Annotated in this window: 20 protein-coding genes; 6 read left to right on the top strand and 14 right to left on the bottom strand. The window is 63.3% G+C overall.

Features of this window, described 5'->3' with window-relative positions:
* Positions 1-10: 10 nt before the first annotated feature.
* The 13 genes from GB927_RS10615 to GB927_RS10675 all read right to left on the bottom strand — a co-directional run bounded on the left by GB927_RS10615 (position 11) and on the right by GB927_RS10675 (position 11,241).
* Complete coding sequence (locus tag GB927_RS10615) at positions 11-739, bottom strand: esterase family protein (RefSeq protein WP_256116768.1); 729 nt, start codon at positions 737-739, stop codon at positions 11-13.
* The gene (locus GB927_RS10620; RefSeq protein WP_256116994.1) at positions 736-1,695 is read right to left on the bottom strand and encodes an acetylxylan esterase; all 960 of its coding nucleotides are present in this window, start codon (positions 1,693-1,695) and stop codon (positions 736-738) included. The genes GB927_RS10615 and GB927_RS10620 overlap by 4 nt, the downstream gene beginning before the upstream one ends.
* Before the next feature lie 62 nt (positions 1,696-1,757).
* Positions 1,758-1,991, bottom strand: coding sequence for a tautomerase family protein (locus GB927_RS10625; protein ID WP_256116770.1), 234 nt, complete (start codon positions 1,989-1,991; stop codon positions 1,758-1,760).
* Positions 1,992-2,128: 137 nt separating this feature from the next.
* Complete coding sequence (locus GB927_RS10630) at positions 2,129-2,290, bottom strand: hypothetical protein (RefSeq protein WP_256116771.1); 162 nt, start codon at positions 2,288-2,290, stop codon at positions 2,129-2,131.
* A gap of 164 nt (positions 2,291-2,454) precedes the next feature.
* The gene (locus GB927_RS10635; protein WP_256116772.1) at positions 2,455-3,642 is read right to left on the bottom strand and encodes a saccharopine dehydrogenase family protein; all 1,188 of its coding nucleotides are present in this window, start codon (positions 3,640-3,642) and stop codon (positions 2,455-2,457) included.
* Positions 3,643-3,669: 27 nt separating this feature from the next.
* Positions 3,670-5,175 carry an aldehyde dehydrogenase family protein gene (locus GB927_RS10640; RefSeq protein WP_256116773.1) on the bottom strand — a complete coding sequence of 502 codons (1,506 nt, stop codon included), beginning with the start codon at positions 5,173-5,175 and terminating at the stop codon, positions 3,670-3,672.
* A 166-nt stretch (positions 5,176-5,341) separates the two neighbouring features.
* The gene (locus tag GB927_RS10645) at positions 5,342-5,689 is read right to left on the bottom strand and encodes a cupin domain-containing protein (protein ID WP_064333342.1); all 348 of its coding nucleotides are present in this window, start codon (positions 5,687-5,689) and stop codon (positions 5,342-5,344) included.
* 29 nt (positions 5,690-5,718) lie between these two features.
* Entirely contained in the window at positions 5,719-6,081 is a 363-nt protein-coding gene (locus GB927_RS10650; protein WP_256116774.1) for a cupin domain-containing protein, read from the bottom strand.
* Complete coding sequence (locus GB927_RS10655) at positions 6,074-7,366, bottom strand: nucleotide disphospho-sugar-binding domain-containing protein (protein WP_256116775.1); 1,293 nt, start codon at positions 7,364-7,366, stop codon at positions 6,074-6,076. Before GB927_RS10655 ends, GB927_RS10650 begins: the two co-directional genes overlap by 8 nt.
* A 13-nt stretch (positions 7,367-7,379) precedes the next feature.
* Entirely contained in the window at positions 7,380-8,432 is a 1,053-nt protein-coding gene (locus tag GB927_RS10660; protein WP_256116776.1) for an ABC transporter ATP-binding protein, read from the bottom strand.
* Positions 8,429-9,220 carry an ABC transporter permease gene (locus GB927_RS10665; RefSeq protein WP_256116778.1) on the bottom strand — a complete coding sequence of 264 codons (792 nt, stop codon included), beginning with the start codon at positions 9,218-9,220 and terminating at the stop codon, positions 8,429-8,431. The genes GB927_RS10660 and GB927_RS10665 overlap by 4 nt, the downstream gene beginning before the upstream one ends.
* Entirely contained in the window at positions 9,217-10,017 is an 801-nt protein-coding gene (locus GB927_RS10670) for an ABC transporter permease (protein WP_256116995.1), read from the bottom strand. The genes GB927_RS10665 and GB927_RS10670 overlap by 4 nt, the downstream gene beginning before the upstream one ends.
* Positions 10,018-10,182: 165 nt before the next feature.
* On the bottom strand, positions 10,183-11,241 hold the full coding sequence (locus GB927_RS10675) for a polyamine ABC transporter substrate-binding protein (protein ID WP_256116779.1): 1,059 nt from the start codon (positions 11,239-11,241) through the stop codon (positions 10,183-10,185).
* 203 nt (positions 11,242-11,444) lie between these two features.
* Here GB927_RS10675 and GB927_RS10680 point away from each other — a divergent pair, with 203 nt between their 5' ends.
* The 5 genes from GB927_RS10680 to GB927_RS10700 all read left to right on the top strand — a co-directional run bounded on the left by GB927_RS10680 (position 11,445) and on the right by GB927_RS10700 (position 17,049).
* Positions 11,445-12,386 carry a GntR family transcriptional regulator gene (locus GB927_RS10680; RefSeq protein WP_256116780.1) on the top strand — a complete coding sequence of 314 codons (942 nt, stop codon included), beginning with the start codon at positions 11,445-11,447 and terminating at the stop codon, positions 12,384-12,386.
* A 4-nt stretch (positions 12,387-12,390) separates the two neighbouring features.
* Positions 12,391-13,680, top strand: a complete 1,290-nt coding sequence (locus GB927_RS10685; protein WP_256116782.1) for a glycosyltransferase — start codon at positions 12,391-12,393, stop codon at positions 13,678-13,680.
* Positions 13,681-13,697: 17 nt separating this feature from the next.
* On the top strand, positions 13,698-15,179 hold the full coding sequence (locus GB927_RS10690) for an aldehyde dehydrogenase family protein (RefSeq protein WP_256116783.1): 1,482 nt from the start codon (positions 13,698-13,700) through the stop codon (positions 15,177-15,179).
* Positions 15,180-15,362: 183 nt separating this feature from the next.
* Positions 15,363-16,604: an AGE family epimerase/isomerase gene (locus GB927_RS10695; RefSeq protein ID WP_256116784.1), complete on the top strand. Its 1,242-nt coding sequence runs from the start codon at positions 15,363-15,365 to the stop codon at positions 16,602-16,604.
* A 28-nt stretch (positions 16,605-16,632) separates the two neighbouring features.
* Positions 16,633-17,049, top strand: coding sequence for a DUF3307 domain-containing protein (locus GB927_RS10700; RefSeq protein WP_256116785.1), 417 nt, complete (start codon positions 16,633-16,635; stop codon positions 17,047-17,049).
* Here GB927_RS10700 and GB927_RS10705 read toward each other — a convergent pair.
* Positions 17,046-17,942 (bottom strand): hypothetical protein, encoded by an 897-nt coding sequence (locus GB927_RS10705; RefSeq protein WP_256116786.1) that lies wholly within the window; start codon positions 17,940-17,942, stop codon positions 17,046-17,048. The two genes, GB927_RS10700 and GB927_RS10705, sit on opposite strands and share 4 nt — an antisense overlap.
* A 276-nt stretch (positions 17,943-18,218) precedes the next feature.
* Here GB927_RS10705 and GB927_RS10710 point away from each other — a divergent pair, with 276 nt between their 5' ends.
* Positions 18,219-19,268 carry a helix-turn-helix domain-containing protein gene (locus GB927_RS10710; RefSeq protein WP_256116787.1) on the top strand — a complete coding sequence of 350 codons (1,050 nt, stop codon included), beginning with the start codon at positions 18,219-18,221 and terminating at the stop codon, positions 19,266-19,268.
* The last annotated feature ends 54 nt before the right edge of the window (positions 19,269-19,322 follow it).

Consider the following 19,322-nt stretch of genomic DNA (forward strand, 5'->3'; position numbering starts at 1 on the left):
CAGGCGCCGCTTAAATATAGAGCGGCGCCATTCTCCGCCACGCGCCGGCACGGTGGGCGCGGCCATCCCAGAAATGCAGCTGGTGGCCAACGCCCTTGTCGGTCAACACCTGGCTGAGATGGCGGTTGTTGTCGAGGAACGGATCCTCATTGCCGATGGTCAGGACGATGTCGACCTGCTTGAGCCTGTCCAGCCGCCAGTCGCAGGAAAGCTGCGGCAGGAAATGCGTTGGCGTGTGAAAATAGATGGTGTCGTCGTAATAGCCGCTAAAAAGGTCGTCGAAGCTTTCCACCTTCAATGTCAGGTCATAACGGCCCGAAAAGGCGACGAGCTTGCGGAAGAGATGCGGGTGGCGAAACACCAGACTGGCAGCCTGATAGGCGCCGAGGCTGCATCCCTGCACGATGGTGCAGTCATGCGCATTCTTCTGCGCCATCAGCGGCAGCACTTCGTTGAGCACATAATCTTCAAGTGCTGCGTGACGCCGGATGCGATCCGCCGGATGCCGGTGGGAACCGTAAAAACTCTCATTGGCCAGCCCGTCGATGCAATAGAGCTGAAGATGGCCGGCCGAGAGCTTCTCGCCGAGGCTGCCGACGATGCCGAGCTGCTCATATTCCCAGAACCGCCCGTCCCGTGTCGGAAACATCAGCACCTTGGCACCGGCATGGCCGAATACCAGGAGTTCCATATCGCGATGAAGCCTGGGGCTGTACCAGCGGAAATATTCGCGGTTCATGGCGCCTTGAAGAGTTTTCCGATCTTCTCTCGCAACAAAGCTCTCTGTGCTGCGGCGCCAACGTAGTCGAAATGACCTGCGTCCAGTATGAAACTTTCGTTAAATTTCGGCGGTGCATTTGCCACGGCGAACTGGCAGGGCGGGGCCACCGCGGGATCAAAAAGGGCCGGCGCCATCAGCATCGGCACGGCAATGCGCGACGCCGCCGTCGCCGCATCGAACAGGCGCAGATTTTCAAGCACATCGGGATGCCGCCGCTGGTAGATCTGCACGGCCTGCGCGCTGCCGGTGGTGGGCAAGGTCAGCCACAGTGGCCGGTGCCCGAAGGTCGGCACCTCCAGATATCCACGGTCTATCCTCTTATCGAACGGAATGGCCAGTGCCCCGATGCCGCCGCCGAAACTGATGCCGCTATAGCCGATATGCCCGGCGGTCTCGGGAAAAAGGCGGATGAGCGCGGAGACGGCAAGCCACAGGTCTTCGACGCAACCGGCGATGATGTAGTCGTCGGGTTTGTCGATGTCATTGAGGACGTGCCATGCCGGGCTTTCAGAAATCGGCGGCCTCGCGCTGCGCGACAATCCCCGGAAACAGGGAAACAGGATCGCCGTCTCCTCGACCGGGATGTCGAAATCGGGTTGCTCGCGCCCGCCGTAACCATGGCCGACCACGAGGCCGCGCCGGACGATGCCGGTGCGAGGAACAAGCAGCCATCCGCCGATCTGGAAGGAGCCTGTCGAGGTGTAGACGATGTCGCTGACCTGCCAGTCCGGATGGCTGGCCGTGCTCCCGCTGAGGGACGGCATAGGATCGACGGCAAGCGCCTTGCGATAGCGCCCTTCCCAGAATGCCGCGAAGCCTTCCGGCGCCGGGGGCGGCCGGACGGCGAGAAGCTGTTCGAGCGTCATGCCATAGGTCGGATCGAAGTCGAAAGGATGGGGCGTCGGAACGCTCATGGGGCCGGCTTTGCTGCGGAATCGGACAACCTGGATACCATGAGTTGTCGATCCGGCGGATATCAGGCTTCGGGGCCGTATCCCGGCATTCTGTATATCGTGGCGGAACGTTCCTGGATATCCGGCCCATAGACCTTGGCCATCCATTCCTCGTCCTTGAAATCCTCGATCGCGACGGACACGAGATTTTCGCCGCAGCCCAACGATTCCGTCACGGCCCTTGTCAGCGCCTCCGTGAGCGCCTGCTTCTGCTCCTCCGTGCGACCTTCGAGCATTTTCAATATGACGTGCGGCATCGTGGTCTCCTCAACAGCCGAGCGTGCGTTCGACGCTCCGCGGCGATTCTTATCGCCGCATCGGCAAACTGAGAAGAGGCCACTGAAAGTGAGTGGCGCAAGACCCCTATATGGACTGAAATCAGAAGAAACGCGTATCAGCCGACGAGGCCGAAGACGACGGCGCTGACGAAGAGGAAGGCGACGACGACGGCGATGTTGCTCACCAGGACCTGCCGCTCCGCGCGGCGAGCCCTGCGGTCGCTCGTTGCGCTGAAGGAACCATAGGTGGAACGGCCGCCGAGTTTCGCATTGCTCATTCGCAATCATCCCTTGCTGTGGAGGCCGGATTTTCCAGTCTCTCCGTGGCGGACATTCATGCCCGCCCGTTCTCTAGAGATGATTTATATATTATCCCTATAAGATTGGTAGGGTATTTTTTCTCATTTTCGCCACACTCGTGAATTCGCCTTTCACACTTTCGTCATGAGACAATTTTTGCGATACGGAATTTCCGTTTTTCCAGTTCCGGAAAATAAGTCGCGACGTCGAAATAGCTTTCCGGCGCGTGCACGCCCGGCTTCTTCGGATTGGCGAGAATGAGCTGCGCGGCGATGGAGGCATTCATCGAGGTGCAGGCATCGACATAGGGTGCATACATCGGATTCGGCGAGACCGTCACCTCGACCCGCACCGTGCGCTCCACGCCATCCTTCCGGCCGCGGCCGATGGCGAAATGGATTTCGTGGCTGTCCTGCGCCGGGATCTTGTTGGCATTCTTGCGGATATTGCGCTCGATCACCTTGTTCAGCACGTCAAGCGGCTTGACCTTGACCCCGCCGATCTCGACCGGCTCGTCGAAGTCGCCGAAGCCCGCCTTTACCAGGCCGATCCACGCCTCGTGTTCGCGATGCGGCAGGTGCAGCTTCCAGGAGAATTCCCGGATACCCTTCTCGCGGATGCCGTCTGCGAGTGGCACGGTGAGCTGCTCGGAATGCGGCGAATGCAGGAATTCGCAGCGTCCCCACGGCTCCGGCAGGTCGAGGAATTCGCTACCGCTCATCGGCGCGCATTCGACATGTTTGCCGTCGTAGAACTGCGTGCTCGGATGGGCATATTCGGCAAGCACCGTCGAGACGCTGTAGGGCGGCACGAGGACGGGGTTTTCATCGCCGGTAAGTTCTGCCGCCCAGTAGAGGTTGATCCTGTCGATTTCGTCCAGTTCGTCGGCGACCGCCCGGCAGATGACGTTTGACATGCCCGGATCCGCACCGCAGCCGATGACCGCCGGCACGCCCGCCGCCTTGAAGCGCTCATGCTCGGCAAGCTGCTTGACCGTATAGGTGCCGAGGCCGCCGAGATCCATGTAAGGCACCTTGAGCGCGAGTGCGGCCTCGAAAATCCTCATCTGGAAGCCGAGCAGCGTCGGCACGCAATTGATGCAGATATCGGCGCCGGCGATCGCCGCACTCAGCGCGTCCGGGTTCGTCACGTCGAGATCGACGAGCGTGATGCGCGGGTCGCCGAGTTCGCGCGCCAGTGCCTCCATCTTCTCCCGCGAGGCGTCGCACAGACGGATGGTGGTAATATCAATGATGGCGCGGTTGGAGACGAGGTCGCGCACGATGCCCGCGCCCATGAAGCCCGCGCCGCCGAGAAGGGTGATGATCATTGTATTTTCCTCAAAAAGTTGCCAGCTTCAGACGTGCTTGCGCCCGCCCTCCTCGTAGAACCAGTCGTCCGGATAGGGATACCACCAGCTCTGGATCACTGGCTTGTGGTCGATGATGACCATCTTGGAGCGGCGGAAGGCATCGAGGCCGAGTTTCGAAAGCTCGCGGCCGAGGCCGGACTTCTTCCAGCCGCCGAAGGGCAGCGCGTCGTTGTCGATCAGCGGATTGTTGACCCAGACCATGCCCGCCTCCAGCCGGTCCGCCGCCTCCATCGCCTCTTCGAGCGAGGTGGTGAAGATGGAGGCGCCGAGGCCGAACTCACTGTCGTTCGCCCGCTCGATCGCCTCGTCGAAGTCGGCGACCCGCATCACCGCCGCGACGGGGCCGAAGCACTCTTCCCGCATGATGGCCATGTCAGGCGTGCAGCCGGTGAGAATGGTCGGCTCGTAGAACCAGCCCGTCGGCTCGCTTTCCGGGATCTTTCCGCCGACCACGACGGTGGCGCCCTTGGCCTTCGCATCCTCGACCAGCCGGATGACCTTGACCCGCGCCGCCTCGCTCACCAGCGGGCCGATTTCTGCGCGGGTCAGGCCGTTGCCGATGCGCAGCCGCTTCGTCTCGGCCGTGAACTTTTCGATGAAGGCATCGTGCACGGCATCGACAACGAAGAAGCGCTCCGCCGAAGTGCAGACCTGGCCGGACATGTGGAAGGCGGCGGTGACGGCACCTGCGGCCGCGACATCGAGCGGCGCATGCGCCGTGATGATCATCGGATCGGACCCGCCCGCCTCGATCACCGCCGTCTTCATCTCCCCCGCCGCCGCCATCGCCACGGCCTTGCCCGCAGCAACCGAGCCGGTAAAGGCCACCGCATGGGTCTTGGGCGAGGCGATCAGCGCGCTGCCGAGTTCCGCCCCGCCCGGCAGGCAGGCGATCAAGCCATCCGGCAAGGCCTCGAAGACAGCCATGAATTCCAACGTGGAGAGCGTCGTCGCGGGTGCCGGCTTGATGATGCAGGCATTGCCGGAGGCAAGCGACGCGGCGACCGTCCAGCACATCAGCAGGATCGGGAAATTGAACGGCATGATATGCACGCTGGTGCCGAGCGCCTCATAGCGCGCGTGCTGGAAGGAACCCGCCTGTGTCGTGCCGGCCACCTTGCCCGCCTCGTCGCGCGCCATTTCGGCGAAATAGTGGAAGGCGCCGGCGCAATTGGCAACCTCGCCGATCGCCTCGGGATAGGGTTTGCCCATCTCGCGCGACATCAGCTCCGCGCAGCGCCGCATGTCCGTCGCCTCGATGCGGTTCGCGATGCGGTGGAGGATGGCGGCACGCGTCTTGGCGTCGAGCCGCTTCCACTCACGCTGCGCCTTGGCGGCGTCGTCCAGTACCGTCTCCATCTCCGCTAGCGTGGTATCGGCGATGGTGCCGACGGTCGCGAGCGTCGCCGGGTCGATCACGGCGTGGCGCGTGCCATCGCTCGGGAGATAGGCCGGATGCCGGTAGAACACGGGTTCGGCGGGGTTGAACATGGCATTTTCCTTTGCTGTCGGCGGGAGCAGCAGCCCCCTCACCCTGCCCTCTCCCCGAGGGGAGAGGGGGATGCCGCATGTGCGGCGCTGGCGAATACCCCCTCAACGGTCACTTCTCCCCGGCGGGGAGAAGGTGCCCCGAAAGGGGCGAATGAGGGGTATCCTGCTACCGGATCATGTAGACCTTCTTCACCGTCTCATGGACCGTGCATTCGCCCTTCCAGTCCTTCGGGAAGAAAGCGGCCGTATCCGGCGTGATCTCGATCACCTCGCCGCTTTCATGCACATAGGTGCACCGGCCTTCGAGGAAATGGCAGAACTCGTCGCTGGTGACGTGGCAGAACCATTTGCCGGGTGTGCAGATCCACAGGCCGCTTTCGGATTCGCCGTTCGGGCCTTTGTAGATGACCTTGCCGGAGGTGCGGCTTTCGCCCTCGATCATGGTGGGGATGACGCCCCAGTCCTTGAGGTCGGTTTCTTCCAGCGGCTTGCGCATCAGGGGTGTCGCGGTCATTGAGGGTTTCCTTTCGGTTTCTTCTTGCGTCAGGCCAGCATGTAGATGTTGCGCATGGTCTCGATAACAGTGCATTCGCCGGTCCAGCCGGCCCGGAACAGGACGACAGTGCCGGCCTCGACTTCGATCACCTCGCCGTCATCCGAGCGATAGACCGCCCTGCCCGCCACGAAATGGCAGAACTCGTCGCGCGGGATCGACAGCCGCCAGCGGCCGGGCGTGCAGACCCAGATGCCGGATTCCGGCTGGTTGTTCGGCCCCTTGAAGACCAGTCGGCCGGAGGAATTGGACTGCCCTTCCAGGCTGTCCGGCTGGCTGCCCCAGTCGACGAGGTCGGAAAAGGTCGTGGCCTCGTAGATATGCGGCGCGGAAGAATTCGTCGTTTCAACCATTGTAGGCGCCCGTCTTCACGAGTTCGTCGAGGATGCCGGCCGCTTTCTTCGGGCCGTTGCGCGCCTGCATATGCGCGCTGGTGGCGGCGAGGCGCGTCTTCATGGTCGGGTTGTTGACGCAGGCATCGAGCTTTGCCGCAAGGTCTGCATCCGTCCAGTCGTAGCGCGGCATCTTGAAGCCGTGGCCGGTCTCGTCGACGCGCGTCGCATTGTCGTGGCCATCCCAGACATAGGGCATGATGATCGCCGGCTTGCCGAAATAGAGGCACTCCGTGAACGAGTTGTTGCCGCCGTGATGGATGACCGCATCGACCTGAGGGATGACGGACGGTTGCGGGAACCAGCTGTCGACGATGATATTGCCCGGCAGATCCTCATACTGATCCTTGTAATCGCCGACATTGACCAGCGCGCGATAGGGCAGCTTCCCGATCGTCGCGATCAGGCGCTTCAGGAGATCCGTGTCCCCTGCCCCGAGCGAGCCGAAGGAAATGTAGAGCAGCGGCTTGTCGTTGTTCTCAGCGAATTCCGGCACCTCGTAGGGCTTTTCCTTGCGCACGCAGCCTTCGAGATATTGGAACTGCTTTGGATCAAGCGGATGTTCCCGGTCGAATTTCACCGCTTCCGGATAGAGCAGCAGGTTCATGAAGGGCGAGGCCTCGAAGAACTGGCCGATCGGATAGGCCGCCTCGCCATTCTCACCCAGGAATCCGTTGAAGTCGTCATGGATCGGCTTGATGACTTCATTGAAGTGATCGCGATAGGCGGCATGGCCGGCGAAATCCTTCTCGCCGCAACCGGAAAGATGCGGCGGGATTTTCGGGTCCTCGATCTCGTTTTCCGAGCAGGAGATGATGCGCACCCAGGGCTTGCCGAACTGCTTGATCGCCGGAAAGAGGATGACGTTGTCGACGCAGATGAGGTTCGGCTTGATCCTGGCCAGCACGCCCGGCAGGTCCTTCTGCGCCCATTTGGCGCTGTCGACGATCGCCGTCCAGCAGTCCTTCACGTAGTTGTCGACCTGGTCGTAAGGCGATTTGCGGAAATTCGGGATGTGGCCATTGATGAAATCCTCCCAGAATTTCGCCATCTGCTCCGGCGGCATGGGCTCGGAGAGGTTCACCGCATGCGCCTCGAAACCATAACCTTCATAGACGGAGACGAAGCCGGGGTCGGAGAGGAAGACCGCCTTGTGGCCGAGCGCCTCGACGGCTTGGGCGATGCCGACGGAGTTCAGCGCCGGGCCGAAGGCCGCTTCCGGGAAGAATGCTATCGTCTTGGACATGGTGTTTCCCTCTTTATGCATTGAAGAGCCGGCATTTCGCCGGGTCGATCTTGAGGCTCAGCGCGTCGCCGATCTTCCAGTTGCCCGCCCCGCTTGCGGGAATACGGACCTGAAGCGGCGTCTCGGAAGCGGCCGTTTTGACATGCAGCACCCGGTCGAGCCCGTGATAGGCGATATCGGTGATCGTGCCGGCGACCGGATGATCTCCCGGCGGGCCGATGGCGATGTTTTCCGGGCGGATGGCGAGCGTTGCCGCTCCGGCTTTTGCGCCCGCGGCCTTCACCTGCAGGCCTTCCGCCGCGAAAAGGCCATCGGCACCCACCTTGCCATCGATGAAATTCATCACGCCGATGAAGTTCGCCACGAACCGGTCGGCCGGACGCTCATAGACTTCCTCCGGCGCTCCGACCTGCAACAGGCGCCCATCCTTGAGGATCGCCATGCGGTCGGCCATCACCAGGGCCTCTTCCTGATCGTGCGTCACGATGATGAAGGTGATGCCGGCTTCATTCTGCATGCGCTTCAGTTCGAGTTGCATGCGCTCGCGCAGCTTCTTGTCGAGCGCGCCGAGCGGCTCGTCGAGCAGCAGCACCTTGGGGCGCTTCACCAGCGCGCGGGCGAGCGCCACGCGCTGCTTCTGGCCGCCGGAAAGCTGCTCCGGCTTGCGGTCAGCGAAGGGCGTGAGGTCGGTCATCGCCATGGTTTCGTCGACCCGGCGGCGAATTTCCGCCTTGGCGAGCCGCTCCATTTCGAGGCCGTAGGAGAGGTTCTGCCGCACCGTCATATGCGGAAACAGTGCATAGGACTGGAACATCAGGTTGAGCGGCCGCTTTTCCGGCGGCAGCGGCGAAATATCCTTGCCTTCAAGCAGGATGCGGCCGGTGTTCGGGCTTTCGAAGCCGGCGAGCATGCGCAGAAGCGTGGTCTTGCCGCAGCCGGAGGGACCGAGCAGCGCGAAGAACTCGTTCTCGCGGATATCGAGCGTCACATTGTCGACGGCCGTCACCGGCCCGAACGACTTGCCGACGCCCTCGATGCGCAGGATCGGGTTGCTCGATGAATTCATGGGACCTGCTGTTCTCTGTTGAGCCATTGCGAGATCAGGAGCGCCGTCGCGCTGACGCCCATGACGATGGTGGCGAGCGCGTTGACCTCCGGCGTGATGCCGAAGCGGATCATCGAATAGATCTGCATGGGAAGGGTGATCGACGAGCGCCCGGCCCCCGCCGTGAAGAAGGCGATGATGAACTCATCCACCGAGAGCGTGAAGGCGAGCAACGCGCCCGCGACGATCGACGGCAGCAGCACCGGGAAGGTGATGCGCCAGAAGGTCGTCCAGCCGGAGGCGCCGAGATCGCGCGAGGCCTCGACGATGGAAAAGTCGAAATGCTTCAGCCGTGCCCGCACCACCGAGCAGACGAAGGCGAGGTCGAAGATGACATGGCTGATGATGATCGTGTGCAGGCCCATCGCGAGGCCAAGGCGCGAGAAGAAGGTGAGCAGCGCCACGGCGAGCACGATGTCGGGAATGACCATCGGCGCGAAGGCGAGCGCTTCCAACCCGTTGCTCTTGCGCCGCCGCGTCTCCATGCCGAGCGCCAGCAGCGTGCCGAGCACGGTCGAGATGACGGTTGCGAAGACGGCGACGATCAGCGTGTTCCAGGCGGCGCGCAGGATATCGGTATTGGCGAGCAGCGCACCGTACCAGCGCGTGGAAAAGCCGGACCAGGAGGTGGGCAGGCCGCTGTCGTTGAAGGAAAGCAGCACCAGCACGGCGATCGGCAGGTAGAGGAAACCAAAGACCAGCACCAGCACGATGCGGCCCGGCAGCTTGCGGGAAAGCGCGGCACTCATCGCTCCGCCTCCCCTTTCCGCTCGCCGGAGGCGTGGGCCGTGGCGCGCGCTTGCAATAGCAGAAGCACGATCATCGTCAGGATCAGTGCCGCACCCAGCGCTGCGCCGAAGGGCCAGTCGTTGGCGGTCAGGAACTGGTCGTAGACGAGGTTTCCGACCATCTGGAACCGCCCACCGCCGAGCAGCGCCGGCGTCACGAAATTGCCGATGGAGAGCACGAAGACGAAGACCCCACCGGCCGCGACGCCCGGCAGGGTGAGCGGCAGCGTGACACGCAGGAAGGTGCGGACGGGGCCGGCGCCGAGATCGCGCGAGGCCTCCATCAGCTCCGGGTTCAGACGCGACAGCGTGGAGTAGATCGCGAGGATGACGAAGGGCAGGTAATTGTAGACGAGGCCGGTGATGACGGCGCTCTCGGTGTAGAGCATGGACAGCGGTTCGCCCGTGTAGCCGAGCGCGCGCAGCAAGTTGTTGATCAGGCCTTCACGGTTGAGCAGCACGATCCAGGCATAGGTGCGGATCAGGTAATTGCTCCAGAAGGGCAGCACGGCGAAGAACAGCAGGATCGGCTGCGTCATTCTGGGTGCGCGGCTGATCGCGTAGGCGGCGGGATAGGCGATGAGGATCGCGACCACGGTCGCCGTCAGCGCGATGCGGGCGGAATTGAGGAAGATCTTCGCGTAGAGCGGATCGGCAACGCGGGCGAAATTTTCCAGCGTGAACGTATATTCCACTCCGCCCCAGACGCCGCGCTGGAAGAAGGCATAGCTCAGCACCAGCAGGCACGGCACCACCATGAAGGCGACGAGCCAGGCGACGCCGGGCGCGGCGAGCAGGGTCGGTCTGGTGGCGTTGAAGGACACTATTTCACTCCCGCGGGGCCACAACCGGCGCCCGCGCATCGATGGATTCAGGACTGGAATTGCCCGTGGCGGCACGAACCGCCACGGCGGGGCGTGCGATCAGTTCGCGGCCTTGATCTCGCTCACGATGCGCGAATAGTCTTTCTGCGCAGTGCCGAGGTCGCGCAGCAGCTCGTATTTCACGAGGTCAGCCGGGGCCATCGCCATGTTCGGATATTGCTCGGCCAGCGCCTTGTCGAGACTTTCCATCGCGGCCTTGTTCGGCACCTTGTAGAGGATGTTCTGCGCGGCCCAGGCGTGGTTCTTGGCGTCGAGGATGAAGTTGATGAACTTCATCGCCGCTTCCTTGTTTTCCGAACTCTTCATCACGACGATCGTGTCGATCCAGAGGTCGGAGCCTTCCTTCGGCACGATGAACTTGATGGCCTTGTTCTCGGTGATGCCGTAGTTGCACCAGCCGTCCCAGGCCTGCACCAGCGAGGCTTCCCCTGAAACGAGCTTGGAATAGAAGGTCGTGTCGTCATAGGCGAGCAGGGTCTTCTTCGCCTCGACCAGGAGGTTTTTTACCTCTTCCAGCTTCGCCGGGTCCTTCTCGTTGACCGAATAGCCCTTGGCAAGTTCCCCCGCGGCCATCAGCCAGCGGTCGGTAGCGAGCATCGTCGTCTTGCCCTTCAGCGCATCGGCCGGCTGGAGCAGGTTCATCCAGCTGTCCGGCGTGCCTTCCACGAGGTCGGAGCGGTAGCAGAGGCCCGTCGAGCCCCAGGTATAGGGCACGGAGAAGGTGTTGCCGGGGTCATAGGCAAGCGCGGTCGCCTCGGGATAGAGGTTCGCAAGGTTCGGCACGGCCGCCTTGTCGATCGGCTCGGCGAGCCCCTGCCCGTTCAGGATTTCGGCGAAGGGCGAGGAGACGAAGACGACGTCGTAGCCCTTGCCGCCGCTCGCCATCAGCTTGCCCATGACCTCTTCGTTGGTGGCGTGGTTGACCACCTCGATCTCCAGCCCCGTCGCGGCCTTGAAGGCATCGGCGATGTCGGGCGCCATGTAGCCATCCCAGTTCGAGATGACGAGATCGGCGGCGGAGGCCGCGCCCGCCGCAAGGCTTGCGGCAATGAGTGCCGCGGCCGCGCAGGTCGCAGTCAGTCGGTTCTTCGCGTTCACGGAAGACTCCCTTGTTCGATTGTTCCAACCTCTTCGACGGGCGCGCCGGTTCTCCGGTCTCATTCCTGTCGGAGTGGCAGTATTATTTATAAAAAAAATACGTCAATAGGCTTTGGCGATTTTGTGCACCGAAACGAAATCCGCGTGCGGCGGACTTGCGAAAAGCGGGCGCAAAGGGCAGCATGCGCAGTGATGGATGTGAGATGCCGCAGATGACCCCGGAGCCGAAGCGCACCAATTTCCGCCATGTCGAACTGGCGCAAAAAATACTGGACGTCGCCGGCGAGCGCGGCATGGCGCCCGGCGAACGGCTTGCCGAACAGGCGCTGGCCTCTTTGTGCAACGTCTCCAGAACGCCGATCCGCAAGGCTTTGCAGATACTTGCCGAGCGTGGCGTGGTGACGGCGGATGCCGAGGGTGGATATCTTCTGGCCGTGGACCCGGTGGCGACGGCACGCCTCGAGGACACAGCGGAGGGCGATGGCGAGAGCGAAATCTACGCCGCGATCCTGCGCGATCTTTCCGCCGGACGCATCGCTGAGAACCAGACGGTCGCCGCTCTCCAGCGTCGTTATGACGTCTCGCGCCAGACGGTACAAAATGCGCTGATGAAACTGGCGGAGGAAAATCTTGCCGAGCGCGGTGCCGGGCAGCAATGGTTGCTAAAGCAGTTCGCGATCAGCGGTGATGCGGCGGCGAAGAGCTATGAGTTTCGGCTCGCGACCGAGCCGCTCGCGCTGACGCTGCCGGATTTCAAGCGCGACATCCCGGCGATGACGGCGCTGCGCCAGTCCATGCTGATCCTGCGCAGCATGAACGAGACGAGCTTCGACCGAAAACTCTTCGACCGCACGGATTTCGATTTCCACCTGCTGATCGCGCGCTCCTGCGGCAATCCCTTCATGGCCGAAGCGCTGGTCAACCATCACCGCCGCCGGCGCGCCAGCCCGCCGGCCGGCCATGTCAATGCCTTCCGGCTGATGCAGTCTAATCTCGAACATATCCAGATCCTTGAGCAGATCGAGCGCGGCCAGATGGAGCTTGCCGCCGATCTGATGCGTGTGCATATACAGCTCTCCCAATCGCAGCGCCCCCGGCTTGCCGGCCGCGGCGTTCCCCCCGCCTTCAAGCTTGTCGTGCGTTAGCCCCATGGCGCCAGCAAAGACCATCGCCCTGTTTCCCGAAGCGAGCTACGGCGCGGCGCTGAATTGCGTCGGCATCGCGCAGGAGCTGCGGCGCCTGGGGCATCGGCCGGTCTTCATCTGCCATCCGGGTTTTTCCGGCGTCTTTGCCGAATATGGTTTTGCCGAATATCAGCTCTCGGACGCCGAGGCGGGCGCGCCGACGGACTGGACCGATTTCATCGAGCGCCACCAGGATGCCTTCCGCCAGACGCCGCTCGACCAGCTCGAAAGTTATGTCGGCCCGACCTGGGAGGCGATCGTCGACACGGCGATGCGCGTGGAAGAACCGCTGCGGCAGCTTCTCGCCCGGCTGAAGCCCGATGCGATCGTGCTCGACAACGTCGTGATGTTCCCGGCCATCGCCAATGCCGGCGTGCCCTGGATCCGCATCGTCTCCTGCGCCGAGACAGAAATCCCCGACGAAAACGTGCCGCCCTATCTTTCCGGCTGCGGGGATGAGGAACGCGGGGCGTGGGAGATCTTCGCGGCCGGCTACGAAAAGACCGTTGCGCCGGCCCACAAGCGGTTTGCCAGCTTTCTTGGCGACTGCGGCCTCAAGGCGCCGCCCGCACCCAATTTCCTCGATCCGTCACCCTGGCTGAACCTGCTGCTCGCGCCGGAAATCATCCGGCACGAGCGCCATCAGCCACTCGATCCGAAAACCTTCCTCTTCCTCGACGGCTGCGTGCGCCACGAGGCGCCCTATGCGCCGCCGCGTTTTGCCAGCCACAACGAGGCACCGCTCGTGCTGACGAGCTTCGGCTCGCTCGGCGCGATGGACGTGGCGATGATGAAGCGCATGATCGGCGTCTTTGCCACCCTGCCCTATCGTTTCCTCGTTAATGCCGGGCACTGGCGCGACGACTATCGCGAGGTGCCTGACAATGTCTTCATCGACAGCTGGTTCCCGCAGCCCTCGGTGGTCGAGCAGGCGAGCCTCTTCATCCACCACGGCGGCAACAATTCCTTCTGCGAGGCGCTCTATTACGGCGTGCCGTCGCTCGTCATGCCCTATTGCTGGGATGGCCACGATAATGCGGCGCGGGCGGCCGAAGCCGGCGTCGGCCAGCGGCTCGCAAGATACGACTGGAGTGACGCCGAGCTTGCCGCAGCGATTGAAGCCTTGCTTGGCGACACGGCCATGCATGCGCGCCTGAAGGCGAATGCAGAAAAGATGCACAAGGCGGCGGGCGTGACGCTGGCCGCGGAGGAAATCGTGCGTGTCGCGACCGGTGCCGCACGGGCCTCCAGCTAAAGAACGGGAGACAGGGGATGCGCGAACAACTCTTCATCGACGGCAAATGGGTGTCGCCTGCGAAGGGCGGCACCTTCGTGGTCATCGATCCGGCGACCGAAGAGGTCGTGCATCACGCCCCGGCCGGCACGGCCGAGGATATCGATGCCGCGGTTCAGGCCGCGCGCCGGGCTTTCGATAAAGGCCCGTGGCCAAAAATGTCCGGCAGGGAACGGGCCGCCGTGCTGCGGCACATCTCGGACATCATCCTTGCCCGCAAACATGACCTCGCCCGGCTCGAAGTGATCGACAACGGCAAGCCGATGCCGGAAGCCGTGTGGGACATGGAGGATACGGCCGGCTGTTTCGCCTTCTATGCCGGCCTCGCCGAGGAACTGGACGACAAGCCGGAAGAGACGATCGCGCTTTCCGAGCCGCGCTTCTCCTCCAAGGTGGTGCGCGAGCCGATCGGCGTCGCGGGCGCGATCATCCCGTGGAACTATCCGCTGCTGATGGCCTCGTGGAAGGTGGCGCCGGCGCTGGCCGCCGGCTGCACCCTGGTGCTGAAACCCTCCGAACTGACGCCGCTCACCGCGCTGGAACTCGGCGCTATCGTCACGGAGGCCGGGCTTCCGGCGGGCGTGCTCAACATCGTGACGGGGCTCGGCCCCGAGGCCGGCCAGCCGCTCTCCGAACATTCTGGCGTCGACAAGCTCGCCTTCACCGGCTCGGTGCCGACCGGCGCGAAGATCATGGCCGCCGCGGCGCGCGACATCAAGAATGTCAGCCTCGAACTCGGCGGCAAGTCGCCCTTCGTCGTCTTCGCCGACAGCGATATCGAGAAGGCGGTCGAATGGATCCTGTTCGGCATCTTCTGGAACCAGGGCCAGGTCTGCTCGGCCACGTCGCGCGTGCTGGTCGAGGAAAGCCTCTATCCGACGCTTCTGGAGCGGCTCGTCGCGGAGGCGGCAAAAATCCGCATCGGCAACGGACTCGACGAGGGAACGCTGCTCGGACCGCTCGTCTCCAAGGGACAGTACGACAAGGTTCTCGCCGCAATCGAGCGCGGCAAGGCGGAGGGCGCGACGGTTGCCGGCGGCGGCGAGCGGCCGGCAGGGCTCGACACCGGCTATTTCCTCGAACCGACCATCCTCACCGACATGGCGGAGGACAGTTTCGTGTGGAAGGAGGAAATCTTTGGGCCGGTCGTCTGCGTAAAGCCGTTCAAGGACGAGGCGGACGCGATCCGCATGGCGAACGACAGCCGTTTTGGCCTCGCCGCCGCCGTGATGTCGAAGGACAAGGCGCGCTGCGAGCGGGTGGCGCGGGCGTTTCGCGCCGGCATCGTCTGGATCAACTGCTCGCAGCCTACCTTCACCGAAGCGCCCTGGGGCGGCTACAAGCAGTCCGGCATCGGGCGCGAACTCGGCCGCTGGGGTCTTTCCAACTATCTGGAAGTCAAGCAGATCACCTCCTTCAACAGCGACGAGCCCTGGGGCTGGTACATCAAACCCGCTTGAGCGTGGGTTGCGACGCCAGCCGTTCTGGGCCATAAATCCCCTCCCCACCTGTCGAGGCCAGCCGTCATTGCGAGCGTTGCGGGCCGTGCGTGATCTTCACGCCACGGTATCTCTCCCCGCGCTCCGGCTGTCCGAGGCTCAAGGGCACGATAAATGCGGACCGATCAAAAAGGAGAACGCATCATGGGCGCAACGGGACATCTTGGCACGGCTTGGCGCAAGCGCGACTATCACCGCCAATGGCTCTGGCGGGAAGCAAACCGCCTGTTCGATTTCTTCCAGAACCGGGCCTTCAATCCGGTCGGCGGCTTCCACGAGCTCGATGCGGACGGTCGTCCGCTCAATCCCGGCAATCCGGTGCGCGGCATCCATTCGACCGCGCGCATGGTCCATTGCTTCGCCATCGGCAGCCTGCTCGGCCGCCCCGGCTCCGACGATATCGTTGACCACGGCATGAAATATCTCTGGGAAAAACACCGCGACCAGGAGCGCGGCGGCTACCATTGGTCGCTTGACAATTCCGGCCTGCTGGATGCCAGCAAGCAGGGTTACGGTCACGCCTTCGTGCTGCTGGCGTCTTCCAGCGCCAAGCTCGCCGGCCACCCGGATGCCGACCGCATGATCGCGGATGTCACCGAAATCCTGGAGCGGCGCTTCTGGGAAGAAAAACACGGTGCGATCGCGGAAGAATTCGATGCCGACTGGACGCCGGTCCCCGGCTATCACGGCCAGAATTCCAACATGCACCTGACGGAAGCCCTGATGGCCGCCTTCGAGGCGACCGGCGAGAAGAGCTATCTCGACAAGGCGGAAAGCATCGCCGACCTCGTCATCCGCCGCCGCGCCGGCGAAAACGGCTTTCGCGTGCCAGAACATTTCGACGAGAACTGGGTGCTCGACAAGGAGTATCGCGGCAACGAGATGTTCCGCCCCTCCGGCACCACGCCCGGCCACTGGCTGGAATGGGCGCGCCTCATCCTCCAGCTCTATGCGCTGGGCGGCAAGAAACACGGCTGGATGCCGGAGGCGGCCAAGGCGCTCTTCGCGCAATCCATCGCGCTCGGCTGGGACAAGGAGAAGGGCGGCTTCTTCTACACGCTCGACTGGAACGACGAGCCGGCAAAGCGCAACAAGCTCTGGTGGCCGATGGCCGAGGGCGTGGGCGCCGCAGCCTTCCTGGCAGAACACCTGCCGAGCGAGTTCCACGAGACCTGGTATCGCAAGATCTGGGATTCGATCGCCCGCCATTTCCTCGATCAGGACCGCGGCGGCTGGCATGAAGAGCTCACCGAGGATCTTCTGCCAAGTTACACCCTGTTCGCCGGCAAGGGCGACATCTATCATGCGCTCCAGGCCTGCCTCATTCCGCTCTATCCGGCGACGGGCAGCCTGACCAAGGGCATCATCGAGGCAGGCGGCCGATAAGGCCGTCTGTCGACCGGACGGGAGCGGAATGATCGATATACCCGACCAGATCTCGACTGTGTGGATCGCCGCCGCCTCGGTGGCGTTCCTCGTCAAACATTTTTTGGCGGATTTCGTCTTCCAGACGAGCCGGATGGTGGTGGGCAAGGACCGGCCGGTGGGCTGGTTCAAGCCGCTGGCGATCCATGCCAGCGTGCACGGCGTCATCACCGCCATGCTCTTCCTCGTCGTGTCGCCGCCGCTCGCCTGGCTCGGCCTCGCCGATGCCCTGGTGCATGGAACCATCGACCGGCTGAAAAGCATCGCGACGCGGCGCCAGAAACTGACGCCGGGCCAGACGACATTCTGGTGGTTCTTCGGCGCAGACCAGACGCTGCACCACCTGACGCATGTGCTGCTGGCGATCCTTCTCGCCGCCGCAGGCTCCGGGGGTTCCGCGGGTTAGGCGGCAGCGGCGGGCTGCACCTGCGCTACCGCCTCGCGCAGCAGCAAGTCCGTCAAAGCGAGTTTGTCGGCAAACCAGCGGTCTGCGGCATGCCACATCGTCGGCGTCAGGCGGATGTCGTGGCCGCCGCGGGCCGTGGTGGTCACCAGGCCGGCATCGCGCGCGGCTTCGACGATACGGCGGACATGGGTGCGCGAAACACCGGTCTGCGTGGCAAGGCGCTGGTAGCCCGTGGAAATGGTGTTGTCGCCGCTTTCCCGCCCGCCGCGCAGCAGAAGCAGCAGGATCATGTAGCCGCAATCATGGGCGAAGAACGGCGCCAGCGGCAGATGCCGGCGGATGATGCGGCTGAGGCCCGGCAGAAGCGGCAGCGTGGCGCGCCGCATGCCGCGATGGAGTTCCGCGGGCAGCGGCCCCCTGCGTCCATCCGTCGGCGAAAGCCCGAAATCCGACAATCCATCGACGAGAAGCCCGAGGATGCCCGCATCGCGCGCCAGAAGGGCGGCACTCGGCACGAGCAGGCGCACCCGCCGGTCCGAGGCATGCGGCTGCTGTGTGAGAAAACCGTATTTGCGCAGGCACGAGACCTGCGCCTCGACCCGGTTGCGGCTGGCGACGCCGAGCTCGGTGACCTCTCGCTGGAGACGCCCGAGCGTCAGCCAGGTGGAGGGCTGCGCCATGTCCTGGCTGGCATGGAGCGACAGTGCGGCCAGATAACAGAGGAACCGGCCCTCCTCCAGGATCAGCCGGTTGAAGAGGTGGTTGCCTTCATAGAGCGCGAGCTTGCCGGTAATCAACCGGTCCCTCGTCTCTGCAAAACCCGGTGCACTCAAGAATTCGAACGGCGGCACCTTGAATGCCACCGAGCCATCGTCAAAGGAAATCTGGTCCATGCCTGCTGTACCCCAAATACGAATCGGCACGCCTTGTTATGTTCTTGTCACGGTGCCGCAGGCCCGAATGGACCCTTTATTTTCCATGGGGTTGCAGTGTGGGGAAACTGTCAATTGTATTACTTAGCGCAACCCGCAATATGAGACGGGGGGACAAAAGAATGAGACGCGGTGCCAAGCCTTCAATTCCCGTGCGCTGGTGAATTTTCGGGAACCTTCGACCGTACCCATCCTTTGATAGGCATGTTGTCCGTTGTCCCAGCATCGTGAGAGAGAATGAGTTCTGCTGCCAAGCTGCCATCCAACTCCGTGCTTGCCGAAGCCGGCGCGGATTGTCGTCGCAAAAGCCAGCTCTTCGCCGAGACGCTTGATCCCGTCTTCGGCACGACAATGGCGACACCTGAAAAGATTACGGATTTCCGCGCGGGGCTCTCGACCTATTTCATGGGGCCGGCCGTGTTCTTCGTCGCGGATCTGCTCGGCACCACCTATACTTTTTCCCGCGATTCCGAGCGCATCGCCCGCAGCGGCCTCGACCTCATCTTCGTGCAGAAGACGCTGGAAGGCAGCGATGTGCGCACCGTCAACGGCGAGACGATGCTGGTGGAGGCGGGTGACATCTCGATCTTCGACCTCTCGCGCCCCATGCATGCCGAGACGCAGCATTGCCGCAACCTCACGCTCGTCTTGCCGCGCCATCTCCTCTTCAGCAAGGATGTGCAGAACGATGCCCTGCACGGCCTCCTCCTCAAGCGCTCGACAAGCAGCGCCCGGCTGATCGGCAGCCACCTGCGCGCCCTTTTCGAGGATCTTGCGGATATCAGCCAGGAGGAAGCGCCGGCCATCGTCACGGCCACGGCGAATCTCGTCACCAACCTCGTCGGCCCGCAGGTTGCCGATCGCAGCCTTCCCTCGCCCACGGTGCGCGGCGCCGTCATCATGCAGATCCGCCGTTATATCGAGCAGCACATCGCGCTGCCGGATCTCGGCCCGGATCATCTTTGCAAGATGTTCGGTCTGTCGCGTGCCTCGCTTTACCGGCTGTTCGAGCCGATCGGCGGCGTCACCGACTATATCCGCACCCGCCGCCTGCGCGCCGCCTTCGACATGCTGGCGAACGAGCGCCATCGCACCGTCGGCGAGATCGCCTATGTCTGCGGTTTTGCCGATATTTCCGCCTTCTCCCGCGCCTTCCGCCATCAGTTCGGCATGAGCCCGAGCGAGGTGCGCGACATGGGCGGCGGCATGCCGCATGCCCGTGGCTCCGCCGATAGGCAGGCGGCCACCTCCGTGCACGACTGGCTGCGCATCGTCAGCGCATTGTAGCCATCTTGTCGTTTGACACTTGAAATCACATCAACCAATATGTGATCACATTTC

It is taken from the genome of Shinella lacus, assembly GCF_010994755.1.
GTDB lineage: Bacteria > Pseudomonadota > Alphaproteobacteria > Rhizobiales > Rhizobiaceae > Shinella > Shinella lacus.